Genomic DNA, 13411 nt, shown 5'->3' with positions numbered 1-13411 from the left:
GGGCAGTGATCCGTTCACTCCCCCGTGCAAGGGGGCTGCGGGCGCCCCCGCCGCACGCCGTAAGGTTGGGTGGTCAAGCGAGGGCACGTCGGAAGGAGGCCTGGGTGATCGAGCTCGAGGGGGTACCCGAGCTGATCGACCCGGTCATGGTGGCCGCGTTCGAGGGCTGGAACGATGCCGGTGACGCCGCCTCCGCCGCGGTCGCGCATCTGGACAGGGAGTGGAAGGGCGAGGTGTTCGCGGCGCTGGACGCCGAGGACTACTACGACTTCCAGGTGAACCGCCCCACGGTGTGGATGGACGCAGGCGTCCGCAAGATCACATGGCCGACGACAAGGTTGTCGGTGGTCCGGATCGGCGGCGAGAAGCCCCGTGACCTGGTGCTCGTGCGCGGGATCGAACCGTCGATGCGCTGGCGTTCGTTCTGCAACGAGCTGCTCGGCTTCGCGCACGAGCTGGGTGTGGAGCTGGTCGTCATCCTCGGCGCCCTGCTCGGTGACACCCCGCACACACGTCCGGTCCCGATCAGCGGCACCACGTCCGACGCGGACCTGGCGCAGCGGATGGACCTGGAGGAGACCAAGTACGAGGGCCCCACGGGCATCGTGGGCGTCCTCCAGGAAGCCTGCACGCACGCGGGCGTACCGGCGGTGAGCCTGTGGGCCGCCGTACCGCACTACGTGTCGCAGCCGCCGAACCCGAAGGCGACGCTGGCGCTGCTCAACCGCCTGGAGGATCTGATCGACGTGCGCATCCCGCTGGGCGAGCTGCCCGAGGACGCGCGCGCCTGGCAGGTCGGCGTGGACCAGCTGGCCGCCGAGGACAGCGAGGTCGCGGAGTACGTCCAGACGCTGGAGGAGGCCCGGGACACCGCGGAGCTGCCGGAGGCGTCGGGCGAGGCGATCGCCCGTGAGTTCGAGCGGTATCTGCGGCGCCGGGACGGCTCGGGTCCGGGCGGGGCCGGCGGGCACGCCACGGAGGGCGGGGACGGCCCGGCGCCGGGTACGTACCGGCGGGACAACCCCAGCGGGCGCACCCGCCCACCGAAACCACCCAAACCGGGTACCGAGGACGACGATTCCTCGGAGGAATGAACGAGCGGGCGGTGCGCGATGCGCACCGCCCCTCTTCTTGCGCGGCGCGTCTTCATGTGGCGGGGTCTTCATGTGACGGGGGAAGGGGGCCGTATCCGATGAGCGAACAGGTGCAGCGGGCGGAGGATTTGGGCGGTGGCCCGGGGCCGGGGCCCGGCGGAGCGGGGTTCGCGTACCGGGGTGCCGAGCCGGAACTGATCGTCGTCGCGCGGCCGGAGGCCGGTCTGCGGGCCGGGGCCGGGGGCGTGCGCTCGGCCGTCGACGTCGACGTGTCGGCGCTCGATCTGTTCCTCACCGAGGAACGGCTCGTGCTGGAGCCGCTGTTCGGCAGCGAGGTACGCCTCGGGACGACGGACGCGGCGGACGACGGGCCCGATCTCGCGCTGTTCTACCGGCTGCGCGCCGGCGAGCGGCGCGCCCGGGAACTGCGCGAACGGATCGCCGCGCTGCCGGGGATAGCGACGGCCTACGTGAAGCCCGGTGCCGTGCCCGCGACGGTGGCCGACGACGACCGCCGGATGACGGAAGGCCCTCCGGTCACGCCCGACTTGAGCGGCCGGCAGGGCTATCTGCGCGCGGCCCCCGAGGGGACGGACGCGCACTGGGCCTGGCAGCGGCCCGGCGGGTCGGGGCAGGGGGTGACGGTCATCGACGTGGAGGGCGCCTGGCAGTTGGGGCACGAGGACCTGGCCGGGCGGCTGGCCGGTGTCGTGATCGGCACCCCGCTGACCGACCTCGCGTGGCGCAACCACGGCACGGCCGTGATCGGTGTGATCGGCGGCGACCGGAGCGGGTCCGGCGTCACCGGGATCGTCCCGGAGGCGGTCACCGCCGCCGCGTCCGTCCAGGGCATCGGCACGGCGGCGGCGATCCACGCGGCGGCCGACCGGCTCGGCCCGGGGGACGTCGTACTGGTCGAACTCCACCGCCCCGGACCGCGCTTCGCGTACGCCGAACGCGAGGACCAGCGCGGGTACATGGCGATCGAGTGGTGGCCGGACGACTACGCGGCCGTCCGGTACGCGACCGCCAGGGGTGTCCTGGTGGTGGCGGCCGCGGGCAACGGCGGCGAGTCGCTCGACGACGCGCTGTACGAGCGCCGCCCCGACGGGTTCCCCGAGTGGTGGCGCAACCCGTTCAACCCCGCCCACCCGTCCTCCGGGGCCGTCCTGGTCGGCGCGGGCGCCCCGCCGCCCGGCACGCACGGCCGCGACCACGGTCCTGACCGGTCGCGGCTCGCGTTCTCCAACCACGGCGCCCGCGTGGACGCGCAGGGCTGGGGCCGCGAGGTCACCACCACCGGCGGCCACTGGGACCGGCCCGGGGATCTGCGGGGCGGGCCCGAGGAGATCGCCTGGTACACGGACACGTTCTCGGGTACCTCCGCCGCCTCCTCGGTCGTGGTCGGCGCGCTGGCCGCGTTGCAGGGCATGCTCAAGGCGGCCGCCCGGCCGCCGATGACCCCGGAACGGGCCCGCGCGGTCCTGCGGGCCTCGGGTTCCCCGCAGCAGGACGCGCCGGGCCGGCCCGCCTCGCAGCGGATCGGCAACCGGCCCGACATCAAGGCGGCGGTCGGCCAGTTGCTGCCGCCCGCCGTCGGCTCCGGCCAAGCCGAGAGGTACTGGGACGAGTTGCTGCCGTACCCGCCCGAACTCCCGCCCAGGCTCCGGCTGTTCGTGGCCGGCGCGTGGCGCAGTCTGAACCGCCCGTCTGCGGAGATCCGCCAGGCGGTGCACTCCGCGTTCGCGAGCGGACGGCCGGATGTCCGGGTGTGGTTCTCGGACGACGAGATCGTCGGCCTGGTCGTGACGGGCTGACGCTCACGGGAGATCGGGACAGAGGCGGCTCCACCCGTGGGAGGAACCGCCCCTGTCCTGCGACCGGTTGCTAGAGCGCCACGCCCAACAGGGCGTCCACCGCGCGCGATACGACGCCGGGGGCGCCCTCGTCGCTGCCGCCGCGGTCCCGCTGGAGGGCCGCCCAGCGGTCGACCGCGGCGAGCGCGGCCGGGGCGTCGAGGTCGTTCGCGAGGGCCTCGCGGAGCTCCTCGACGAGCGTCTCGGCGGGCGGGCCGTCGGGACGGGAGACGGCGGCGCGCCAGCGGGCGAGCCGGGCCTCGGCGTCGGGGAGGACCTGGTCGGTCCACTCCCAGTCGGCGCGGTAGTGGTGGGCGAGCAGAGTGAGCCGGATGGCGGCGGGGTCGACGCCGGCGCGGCGGAGCGCGGAGACGAAGACCAGGTTGCCCCTGGACTTGGACATCTTCTCGCCGTCGAGACCGACCATGCCGGCGTGCACGTACGCCTTGGCCATCGGGAACTCGCCGGTCAGCACCTGGGCGTGCGAGGCGCCCATCTCGTGGTGCGGGAAGGCGAGGTCGGAGCCGCCGCCCTGGACGTCGAAGCCCATGCCGAGGTGGTCGAGGGCGATGGCGACGCACTCGATGTGCCAGCCGGGCCGGCCGCGGCCGAGCGAACCGCCGTCCCAGCTGGGCTCTCCCTCGCGGGCGGCCAGCCACAGCATCGGGTCGAGGGGGTTCTTCTTGCCGGGGCGCTCGGGGTCGCCGCCGCGCTCGGCGGACAGCAGCCGCATGGCGGCGGCGTCGAGGTTCGAGACCTTGCCGAAGTGGGGGTCGGCCTCGACGGAGAAGTAGACGTCACCTTCGAGTTCGTAGGCCGCGCCGGCGTCCCGCAGCCGCTCGACGAGCGGGACGATGCCGGGTATCGCCTCGACCGCGCCGATGTAGTGCTTCGGGGGCAGCATCCGCAGGGCGGTCATGTCCTCGCGGAAGAGGGCCGTCTCCTGCTCGGCGAGGTCGACCCAGTCGACGTCGTCCCGCTGCGCCCGCTCCAGGAGCGGGTCGTCGACGTCGGTCACGTTCTGGACGTAGTGAACCTGGCGCTTGGTGTCGAGCCACACGCGCTGCACGAGGTCGAACGCGTTGTAGGTCGCCGCGTGCCCCATGTGGGTGGCGTCGTAGGGCGTGATGCCGCAGACGTAGATACGGGCGACGGGACCGGGGTCGAGGGTGACCAGACCGCCGGTCGCGGTGTCGTGGATCCTCAGGTCGCGGCCCTGACCAGGCAGGGCGGGGACCTCGGAAGCGGGCCAGGCATGCATGTCATGAGCCTAACCGGACGGATGTTCCGTATACGAACCGGACCGGGCCCGGATGGCCGGTAAGGCCTTCTTGCACGGTACGGCCCGGTGTGCAGCGGGCCGGGGTGTGCGGGGTGGGCCGCTAGACGGGCGGCCAGGGAATGGCCGGCCACTCACCGCTGGGCTCGGGGTGCTTCCCCGAGGTCAGCAGGTCGTCCACGCGCGCGCGGGTGGCGTCGAGTTCGGCCGCGGTGATCAGTCCGGACAGCCGTTCGGTGAGCGCTCCCGACGCCCCCAGCGCCTCCTGGAGGCCCTTGAGGACGTCGACCGCCTCGGCGGTCAGCGGCTCCCCCGCCCAGCCCCACAGCAGGGTGCGCAGCTTGTTCTCGGTGTTGAAGGTCACGCCGTGATCGATGCCGTAGAGCCGGCCGCCGGCCGTGGGCAGCAGGTGCCCGCCCTTGCGGTCGGCGTTGTTGATGACCGCGTCCAGGACGGCGAGCCGGCGCAGCCGCTCGTCGTCGGCGTGCACGAGCAGCGCGGTCTCGCCCTCGCCGACCTCCGCGAGGCCGATCGCCTTCCAGCCCGGCGCCGGCTCCTCGGTGTCCACCAGGGCGAGCAGTTCGGAGCCCGCCTCGCCCTCGATCCACAGCTGGCACATGCCCTCGCCGAAGGGTCCGTCGCGCAGCACGGTGAGGGGCACCAGGCCCCAGCCGGTGGCCTCGGAGACCTCGTACGCGGCGACCTCGCGCCGGGCGAGGTTGCCGTCGGGGAAGTCCCACAGGGGGCGCTCGCCGCGGACCGGCTTGTAGACGCAGGCGGCTTCCGCCCCCTCGTGGGAGACGGAGCAGTACAGCACCGCATTGGACGCTTCCCTGATCTGCCCGCGGACCGTCAGCTCGCCCCGGGTCAGCAGCTCTGCCGTGGTCACGCTCCGCGGCGGTATCCGTTCTGGCGCGGACATACGTGTCCTTCCGGGTCGAGCGGGAGACTGCACAGCGGACACGGCGGCCGCCCGGCGTTGACGACGTCCAGGGCGCGCTTGGTGAAGGCCCTGGCCTGCGCGCCGGTCAGCCGGACCCGCAGCATCGGGGGCCCGTTCTCCTCGTCCTGGAGGAGGCGCTCCTCGGCCTCGGCGAGGTCCTCGTCGGAGTCGGCGTCCAGCTCCACCAGGGCCTGCGCCTCGACGATCATGCGCTCGCCCTCGCCGTCCCAGGCCAGCGCCATGGTGCCGACCCGGAACTCCTCCTCGACGGGGGTGTCCAGGGGGGCGGAGTCGGAGATCTCGGTGGGCACCACGGCCGGGACCGGGGCATTGCCGCCGCTGCGCCGTACGACCTCGTCGAGCAGCTCTTCCATGCGCTCGGCGAGGGCGGCGACCTGGGTCTTCTCCAGGGCCACGCTGGTCACCCGGGGGCCTGCGGTGGCCTGGAGGAAGAACGTACGGCGTCCGGGCAGTCCGACCGTACCGGCCACGAAGCGGTCCGGGGGGTCGTAGAGGAACACCTGACGGGACACGTCCTGTCTCCTGGAATCGGGGATCGACAAAGGGACCGGCGCTAAAGCGACCGCTTCACCCTACTGCGCCCGACGATCACGGTGCGCCCGCACCGCCCCCGACCGGGGCGTCGTCGGCCGGCGGCTCCTCGCGCGGCACCAGAGAGGTGAAGTCACCGGTGTCACCGAGGCGGACGAGAAACGGCCTCAGACGTGTGTAACGGATCGCGGTGATGGAACACGGTTCAACGGAGATCCTCTGGAAGAGGTCGAGATGAAGTCCGAGTGCGTCCGCCACAAGAGACTTGATGATGTCGCCGTGCGAGCACATCAGATACACCGCGTCGGGGCCGTGATCGCGCTCCACGCGCGCGTTCCACTCGCGTACGGCCTCGGCCGCGCGGGTCTGCATCGCCCGCATCGACTCGCCGCCGGGGAACGCGGCGGCCGTCGGGTGCGCCTGGACGACCTGCATCAGGGGCTCGTCCATGAGTTCGGCGAGCTTGCGGCCGGACCAGTCGCCGTAGTGGCACTCGCCGATCCGCTCCTCGGTGTGGACGGTGACGTCCGGGCGGGCCGCCAGCAGCGGGGCGAGCGTCTCCTGGCAGCGCTGCAGCGGGCTCGTGACGATCTCGGAGAGCGGCAGCTCGGCGAGGCGGCCGGGCAGCGCGGCCGCCTGCGCGGCACCTCGTTCGTCGAGCGCGACGCCGGGCGTCCAGCCGGCGAGCACCCCTTCGGTGTTGGCGGTGGAACGTCCGTGCCGGACCAGGATCAACGTGGGCATGCGGCCCAGGGTAGGCACACCGCCGGATGCGGTGGAGTGCGGGCGACGGGAGAATACGCTCCGTGATCGTCGACTGTGGCATCTACCGCGACGGACAACGTACGGACGGCCCCGCGGACTTCTCCGACGCCCTGGCCGAGGCGCGGGACAGGGGCGGCTTCGTCTGGATCGGGCTGCACGAGCCCTCGGAGCAGGAATTCGACCTGGTCACCCAGGAGTTCGGGCTGCACCCGCTGGCGGTCGAGGACGCCCTGAAGGCCCATCAGCGGCCCAAGCTGGAGGTCTACGACGACTCGCTGTTCCTCGTGCTCAAGCCGGTCGTCTACGAGCAGGAGAGCGACCGGGTCTCCAGCGGCGAGGTCATGGTCTTCCTCGGCGACGCGTTCGTGGTGACCGTCCGGCACGGCGAGGGCTCCCCGCTCAAGGCCGTACGGGAGCGGCTCGAACGTGAGCCCCAGATGCTCCACAAGGGGCCCACCGCGGTGCTGTACGCGATCGCCGACGACGTCGTCGACCACTACCTGGACGTCGCGGCCGAGTTGCAGACCGACCTGGAGGAGCTGGAGGCGGAGGTGTTCTCGCCGGACCGCGGGGGCTCGCGCAACACCGCGTCCCGGATCTACACGTTCAAGCGGCAGGTGCTGGAGTTCCGGCGGGCGACCGGGCCGCTGGCGCTGCCGGTGACCCGGCTGGCGGGCTTCGGGCAGTCCGGTCTCTCGGTGCCCTTCGTCAACGAGAAGGCGCGGCCCTTCTTCCGGGACGTCAACGACCACCTCACGCGCGTGAACGAGTCCGTGGAGGGCCTGGACCGGCTGGTCTCGGACGTCCTGTCGGCGCATCTCGCGCAGATGAGCGTCCGGCAGAACGACGACATGCGGAAGATCTCCGCGTGGGCGGCCATGGCCGCGGTCCCCACGATGATCGCGGGGATCTACGGCATGAACTTCGACCACATGCCGGAGCTGCACTGGATGTGGGGGTATCCGGGCGTCATCGCGCTCATGGCCGGCCTGGAGGTGCTGCTGTACCGGCAGTTCAAGAAACGGGACTGGCTGTAGGGCGGCGGGTGCGGGACCGGGGTCAGGCGAACTCGGGGGCCGCGGTGGCGGGGCCGCCGAGCGCGTCGCGCCGGTCGGGCGTCCTGAGGCTCACCATCCGGCGCCAGCCCGCGGTCCGCTCGTAGGCGTACACGGCGTGGATGCCGGCCGCGAGCGCCGCGGACTTGGGTCGGGGCCAGTCGAGGATGCGGCCCATGTGGGCCATCACGGCGAGGCTGACGTCCCGGTAGACGCGGATCTCGGCCAGCGCGCACTCGCGCAGCGTGCGCTGGATCGCGCGGCCGTGTCCGGCGTGCGCGAACCGCAGGAGTTCCTCGTGGCAGTAGGCGAGGTGGTTGTCCTCGTCGTTGGAGATCATCTTCACCGCGCGGCCGAGGTCGGGGTGGTCGGCGAAGCGCCTGCGCAGCAGCTCCATCTGCTCGGAGGCGCGCTGTTCGGTGACCCGGCTGTGGGCGAGGTAGGTGACGATGTCCCGGACCGTGAGCGGTTCGTCGCCCTTGAGCTTCTCGTGGGCGAGACCGATGCCGTGCTTCTCCAGGAGCATCGTGTAGTCGGTGTCGGGCGGGACGGGGACGGGCTTGAGGCCGCGCTTCCTCATGAGGGCGTTGAAGATCCGCCCGTGCTTGTCCTCGTCCGCGCCGTGCCGGGCGATCTTGGGGGCGAGCGCGCGCTCGTCCGGGGGTACGAGGGCGGCGATGCGCGCGTTCTCCCAGCCGCCCTGCGACTCGCCGCTGGCCGCGATGGAGCAGAACAGGGCGAAGGACTCGTCGTCGTCGAGGATCTCCTGGAACAGGCTCTTTGCCGAAAGCATCGTGGACACCTCTCTGCGGGTTCGCGGGCCGCCGCGGACATCGCGGGACATCGCGGGAATCAGCAAAGAACGAGTCAAATGCGGCGCCAGAGGTGCTGCAACAGCTGTGTCGGACAACTCCGCCAAAAGGAGGACGCCCAGGGGCATCTCCGGGCGTAACAGCACGGGTCTCCGGGGGGCGTAACCGCGTGGGGCCCCGGCGCGTTGTTCCCCGTGACGGCCGTGGCGGGGAGACCCCCGAGCCCCCACCACGGCCGCAGAACTTCCTCGCGGGGCCGCCGTGTGCGTCAGGCCAGCCCGGCGAGTTCCAGGGCCTCCGTGCCGGCCCGGAGCGCGGCGATCCGCTCGTCGAGCGTGAAGCCCGCGGGCGACAGCGTCAGGGTGGTCACGCCGGCCGCCGCGTACTCCTTCATCCGGTCCGCGATGCGCTCCACGGATCCGAGCAGCGTGGTCTTGTCGATCAGGTCGTGCGGGATCGCGGCCGCGGCGCCCTGCTTGTCCCCGGACAGGTACTTGTCCTGGACCTCGACGGCGGCCTCCTCGTAGCCCATGCGCCGCGCGAGCTGGTTGTAGAAGTTCTGCTTGCGGCTGCCCATGCCGCCGACGTACAGCGCGGTGTAGGGGCGGAAGAAGTCGGCGAGCGTGGCGACGTCCTTGTCCTCGCCGAGGGCGAGCGGAAGCGTCGGGCACACGTCGAACCCGTCGAGGGTCAGACCGGCCTTCTCGCGTCCCGCGCGCAGGTGGCTGATCGCGGTCTCCTCCAGGTGCTCGGCGGAGGGGAAGATCAGCAGGGCGCCGTCGGCGATCTCGCCGGTCTGCTCCAGGTTCTTGGGGCCGATCGCGGCGATGTAGAGCGGGATGTGCTCGCGCTCCGGGTGCACGATCAGCTTGAGCGGCTTGCCGGGGCCGTCGGGCAGCGGCAGCGTCCAGTGCGCGCCGTCGTACGACAGCCGCTCGCGGGTCATCGCCCTGCGGACGATCTCGACGTACTCACGCGTGCGTGCCAGCGGCTTGTCGAACTTGACGCCGTACCAGCCCTCGGAGACCTGCGGGCCGGAGACGCCGAGACCGAGCCGGAAGCGGCCGCCGGAGAGCGAGTCCAGGGTTGCGGCGGTCATCGCCGTCATCGTCGGCTGGCGGGCTGGGATCTGGAAGATGGCCGAGCCGATGTCGATCCGCTCGGTCTTGGCGGCGACCCAGGAGAGCACGGTGGCCGCGTCCGACCCGTAGGCCTCCGCGGCCCAGCACACGGCGTACCCGAGCCGGTCGGCCTCCTGCGCGACCGCGAGGTTGTCCCCGTCCATTCCGGCACCCCAGTAGCCGAGGTTGATCCCGAGCTGCATGGCCGATTCCCCTTACCGATCAGTAACGTCCCTTGCCGGCTGACCTTAGCGCGCGGGCGCGGATCGGGGCAGGTGGCGGTCGTGTCGGTCGGCCCACACCGGTCCGGTGCCGTATCGACAATCCGTTGTCCACAGGCACCCACAGCTCGATCCATGGCCAGTAATGTCGGCGTTCATGGAGCAGAGGCATCTCGGCCGTACCGGTCTTCGCGTGTCCCGTATCGGACTCGGCACACTCACCTGGGGCAGGGACACCGACGAGCACGACGCCGCGGACGTCCTGAAGACCTTCTGGGAAGCGGGCGGGACACTCGTCGACACGGCCGACGTGTACGGCGACGGCGAGGCCGAGTACCTGCTCGGACGCCTCATAGAAGGGCTGGTCCCCCGGCGGGACCTGGTCATCTCCACCAAGGCGGGCAGCGTGCCGGACCCGGACCGGCGCTTCGACGGCTCGCGCGGACATCTGCTGGCCGCGCTGGACGCGTCCCTGGCCCGCCTCGGCACGGACTACGTCGACGTCTGGCACATCCACGCCTTCGACCCGTACACCCCGCTGGAGGAGACCCTCCACGCGCTCGACCTGGCGGTGAGCAGCGGCCGGGCCCGTTACGCCGGCGTCTCCAACTTCTGCGGCTGGCAGCTGGCGAAGGCGGCGACCTGGCAGTTGGCCGCGCCCGGCAACCGCACCCGGCTGTCGAGCACGCAGATGGAGTACTCGCTGCTGCAGCGCGGGGTCGAGCGCGAGGTGCTGCCGGCCGCGCTGGACCTGGGGATCGGCCTGCTGCCGTCCTCGCCGCTGGGGCGCGGGGTGCTCACCGGCAAGTACCGGGGCGACGTCGTCCCCCCGGACTCGCGCGGCGCCTCCGAGCATCTGGGCCTGTTCGTCGAGCCGTACCTGGACGACACGGCGAGCCGCATCGTCGACGCCGTGCAGACCGCGGCGGACGGGCTCGCCGTGACGCCCCTTCAGGTCGCCCTGGCCTGGATCCGCGACCGGCCCGGCGTGACCGCGCCCGTCGTCGGCGCGCGCAACGCGCAGCAGCTCACGGCGGCATTGTCAGTGGAGGCCCTTAGTCTTCCTGACGAGATCTGCCGGGCGCTCGACGATGTGTCGGCGCCCGTGCACCGCTATCCCGATCACGACTGGAGCACGCTGTGAGCACGGAACCGGAGACCACGGAGGAAACGGAGCCGGGGACACCGGGGGGCGTCGAGCCGGGGGGCGCGGTGGAGGGTGCCTCGGGGGAAGAGGCCTCTGTCGAAGGGGAATCGGGGGCTTCCGGCGAAGGGGAATCGGGAGCTGCCGCCGAGGGGGTCTCAGAGTCTTCCGGCGACGGGACCGAGTCAGCCGGCGGTGACAGCGAGGCCGGTGGCGAAGGCGAGACCGGGGAGACCGGCGAGGGAAGTGCGGCCGAGGGCAAGGGAGATGCCGACGCCGACGGGGAAGCCGCCCGGCAGAAGTCCGAGGCCGAGGCCGAGTTGGCGGCGCAGCGGATCGAGCGGGAGCGGATCGAGCGGCGCAAGGCCGAGAAGCAGGGGCCCATCGCGGCCGGCACCAAGCTGAGCGGGACGGCCGCCGATCTGCTGGCCGCGGTGCGCGCCGTGGAGAGCGGCGAGAAGCCCGTCGCCGTGGCCCGGCGCGAACCGCCCGCCCCGCGCCGCCCCGACTCCGAGCCGGTACGTCGTCCGCAGCCCGCGCCGGCCGCCGCCGCGCCCATGTCCCCGGGGACGGAGTCCGTCGATGCCGTACGCCGCGTGCTGACCGAGGGCGGCGCCCCGGACGCGCTCGCCCCGCAGGTCGCCGCCGCGCTCGGCGAGGGCGCGGAGGACCAGTTGCGGGCCGACCCCTGGCTGCTGCTGCGCGTCGGCGCGGTACGCCCCGAGCAGGCGGACGGGTTCGCACGGGCGTTGCTCGGCGCGGAGTGCGGTCCGGACGACGAGCGGCGCGGCCGGGCGCTCACCGGCTGGCTCCTGGAGCAGGCCGCGCTGGCCGGGCACACGGCGCTGGAGATGCCTGCGCTCACCGCGGCCCTGACCCAGCGGGGCGTGCCGGATCCGGACGCGGCCGTGCAGAGCACCGTCGCGGAGGGCGAAGCGCTGGTCTTCGAGGACGCCCTCGACCCGACCGCGCCGGTACCGGCTTCTGCTTCTGCTTCTGCCGGGCACGACGAGGGCGAGGGGGACGGCGAGGACGGTGAGGGTGCGGAGCGCCCGGTCCGGGTCCTGATCGGTCTCGAGCGGTACGCGCTCGCGGAGGAGAGCCTCGCCGACGGTCTGGCCCGGGTGATCAACTCGGTGCCGAAGGAGGACGGTTCGGCCGAGGAGTGGGAGCGGGCCGCCGGTGCGGCGAAGGGTTCGACCGCCGAACTCCTCCGCGCGGTCGCGGGCCACGCCCTGGTGCTCCACACCGGCGGCGAGGCGTCCCTCGTCGAACCGGCGGCGCTGCTCGACGCGGCGACCGGCCTCGGCCTGCGCTCCTGGGCCGCCGCGCACTCCGTGATCGGACGGGACCGTTTCGCGGAGCGTCTGACAGGTGCCGGGAGTCCCAACGACGCTGCCTCGGACGGCAGTTCGTCGACCGAACCCCCGACTGGCGGCTCAGCGGCGGACGACGGCGCAGCGGACAGCCCGGTCGCCACCGTCGCCGGGCTCCTCTCCGGGACCGAGGGGCCGGGGCGGGACGGTGAGGGTGCGTTGGATCTCGATCTCCTGGTCGTGCTCGACGCGCCCCAACTGGACGTGGAGAGCGCCGCGTTGCTCGTCGAGTCGTTGCCGGACGGCGCTCGGCTGGTGCTGGCCGGCGACCCGGCGGGGCTGTGGTCGGCGGGGCCCGGGCGGGTGTTCGCCGATCTGCTGGCCGCGCGGGTCTGCCCCTCGGTCGCCTCGCGGGTGCCGGATCCCGGTCCGCTCGGTGAGCTGGTCTCCGGTGTCGGCATCGGCGAGCTGAACCAGGTCGAGGCGCCCGGCAAGGAGGTTGTGATCGTGCCGGTGCGGGACGCGGGCGAGGCCGTGCACCGGACCGTGCAGCTCGTCGCCGACTCGGTGCCGCGGGCGATCGGTGTCCCGGCCGAGCAGACGCAGGTGATCACGCCGGGGCACGGCGGCGCGGCGGGCACGCGTGCGCTGAACGCGGCGCTGAAGGAGCGGCTCAACCCCGGTCCCGGCCGCTTCGGCGGGTTCGACCCGGGTGACCGGATCGCCTACTCCCCCGCGCCGGGGCGCTCGGTGCCGGGCCGGGTGGTGACGGCGGACGCCGACGGGCTGCACCTGTCCGTCTCGGGCGCCCCCGTCGTCGTACCGAAGGAGCAAGTGGAGCAGTCCGTGCGGCACGGCTGGGCGTTGACCGCGCACCAGGCGGTGGGGGCGCACTGGCCCGCGGTGGTCGTGGTGCTGCCGGGGGACGCTGCGCAGGCTCTCAGCCGTCCGTGGGTCTACACGGCGTTCGGCCGGGCGGACCGTCATCTGTCCGTGGTGCACGGCGTGGAGCAGGCCCTTGCCCGGGCCGTGTCCGAGGTGCCGCCGAAGCCGCGCACGACCCGGCTGCCGGTGCTGCTCGCCCCGCAGGTGCCGGTGGCCGCCGCCGGCTGAGGCACGCGACGGGAACGGCGGCGGGGCCCGGGGGGGGTTTTGCCCCCCCCCCCCCCCCCCGGCCGCGCACCCCCCCCCCCGCCCGCCCCCGCGAAACTCGGGGGCCCCCGCCCCAGGGTGCCCGTCCCCCACGGGGTACA

Annotated in this window: 11 protein-coding genes; 5 read left to right on the top strand and 6 right to left on the bottom strand. The window is 73.0% G+C overall.

All coding sequences use genetic code 11. The features are described from left to right. The first annotated feature begins 104 nt into the window (after positions 1 to 104). Both ACIP6U_RS31520 and ACIP6U_RS31515 read left to right on the top strand, forming a co-directional pair. Positions 105 to 1094, top strand: a complete 990-nt coding sequence (locus ACIP6U_RS31520) for a PAC2 family protein (RefSeq protein ID WP_401724859.1) — start codon at positions 105 to 107, stop codon at positions 1092 to 1094. 98 nt (positions 1095 to 1192) lie between these two features. Next, on the top strand, positions 1193 to 2911 hold the full coding sequence (locus tag ACIP6U_RS31515; protein ID WP_401724857.1) for a S8 family peptidase: 1719 nt from the start codon (positions 1193 to 1195) through the stop codon (positions 2909 to 2911). Positions 2912 to 2981: 70 nt separating this feature from the next. Here the strand turns inward: ACIP6U_RS31515 and mshC are convergent, their stop codons facing one another. From mshC to ACIP6U_RS31495, 4 genes are all read right to left on the bottom strand, one after another. Then, the gene (gene mshC, locus ACIP6U_RS31510) at positions 2982 to 4211 is read right to left on the bottom strand and encodes a cysteine--1-D-myo-inosityl 2-amino-2-deoxy-alpha-D-glucopyranoside ligase (protein ID WP_401724854.1); all 1230 of its coding nucleotides are present in this window, start codon (positions 4209 to 4211) and stop codon (positions 2982 to 2984) included. A gap of 121 nt (positions 4212 to 4332) precedes the next feature. Beyond that, the gene (locus ACIP6U_RS31505; RefSeq protein ID WP_401724851.1) at positions 4333 to 5151 is read right to left on the bottom strand and encodes an SCO1664 family protein; all 819 of its coding nucleotides are present in this window, start codon (positions 5149 to 5151) and stop codon (positions 4333 to 4335) included. Then, entirely contained in the window at positions 5115 to 5705 is a 591-nt protein-coding gene (locus ACIP6U_RS31500) for a DUF3090 domain-containing protein (RefSeq protein WP_401724848.1), read from the bottom strand. Before ACIP6U_RS31500 ends, ACIP6U_RS31505 begins: the two co-directional genes overlap by 37 nt. A 76-nt stretch (positions 5706 to 5781) precedes the next feature. Continuing rightward, complete coding sequence (locus tag ACIP6U_RS31495) at positions 5782 to 6468, bottom strand: histidine phosphatase family protein (RefSeq protein WP_124002673.1); 687 nt, start codon at positions 6466 to 6468, stop codon at positions 5782 to 5784. Between the two features lie 62 nt (positions 6469 to 6530). On the opposite strand from ACIP6U_RS31495, the gene corA reads away from it, so the two are divergent. After that, positions 6531 to 7526: a magnesium/cobalt transporter CorA gene (corA, locus tag ACIP6U_RS31490; protein ID WP_401724845.1), complete on the top strand. Its 996-nt coding sequence runs from the start codon at positions 6531 to 6533 to the stop codon at positions 7524 to 7526. Positions 7527 to 7548: 22 nt separating this feature from the next. Here corA and ACIP6U_RS31485 read toward each other — a convergent pair whose 3' ends face one another. Then, positions 7549 to 8337 carry a ferritin-like domain-containing protein gene (locus ACIP6U_RS31485; RefSeq protein WP_401724843.1) on the bottom strand — a complete coding sequence of 263 codons (789 nt, stop codon included), beginning with the start codon at positions 8335 to 8337 and terminating at the stop codon, positions 7549 to 7551. Between the two features lie 287 nt (positions 8338 to 8624). Further along, complete coding sequence (locus ACIP6U_RS31480; protein WP_401724841.1) at positions 8625 to 9680, bottom strand: LLM class F420-dependent oxidoreductase; 1056 nt, start codon at positions 9678 to 9680, stop codon at positions 8625 to 8627. 175 nt (positions 9681 to 9855) lie between these two features. Between ACIP6U_RS31480 and ACIP6U_RS31475 the strand changes: the two genes are divergently transcribed. Then, entirely contained in the window at positions 9856 to 10842 is a 987-nt protein-coding gene (locus ACIP6U_RS31475) for an aldo/keto reductase (protein WP_401724839.1), read from the top strand. After that, entirely contained in the window at positions 10839 to 13271 is a 2433-nt protein-coding gene (locus ACIP6U_RS31470; protein WP_401724836.1) for a helix-hairpin-helix domain-containing protein, read from the top strand. Before ACIP6U_RS31475 ends, ACIP6U_RS31470 begins: the two co-directional genes overlap by 4 nt. Positions 13272 to 13411 lie beyond the last annotated feature (140 nt).

Source organism: Streptomyces sp. NPDC088794, assembly GCF_044750545.1.
GTDB lineage: Bacteria > Actinomycetota > Actinomycetes > Streptomycetales > Streptomycetaceae > Streptomyces.
Note: the sequence above shows the minus strand (reverse complement) of the source record. Positions and strands in the feature narration are given on the sequence as shown.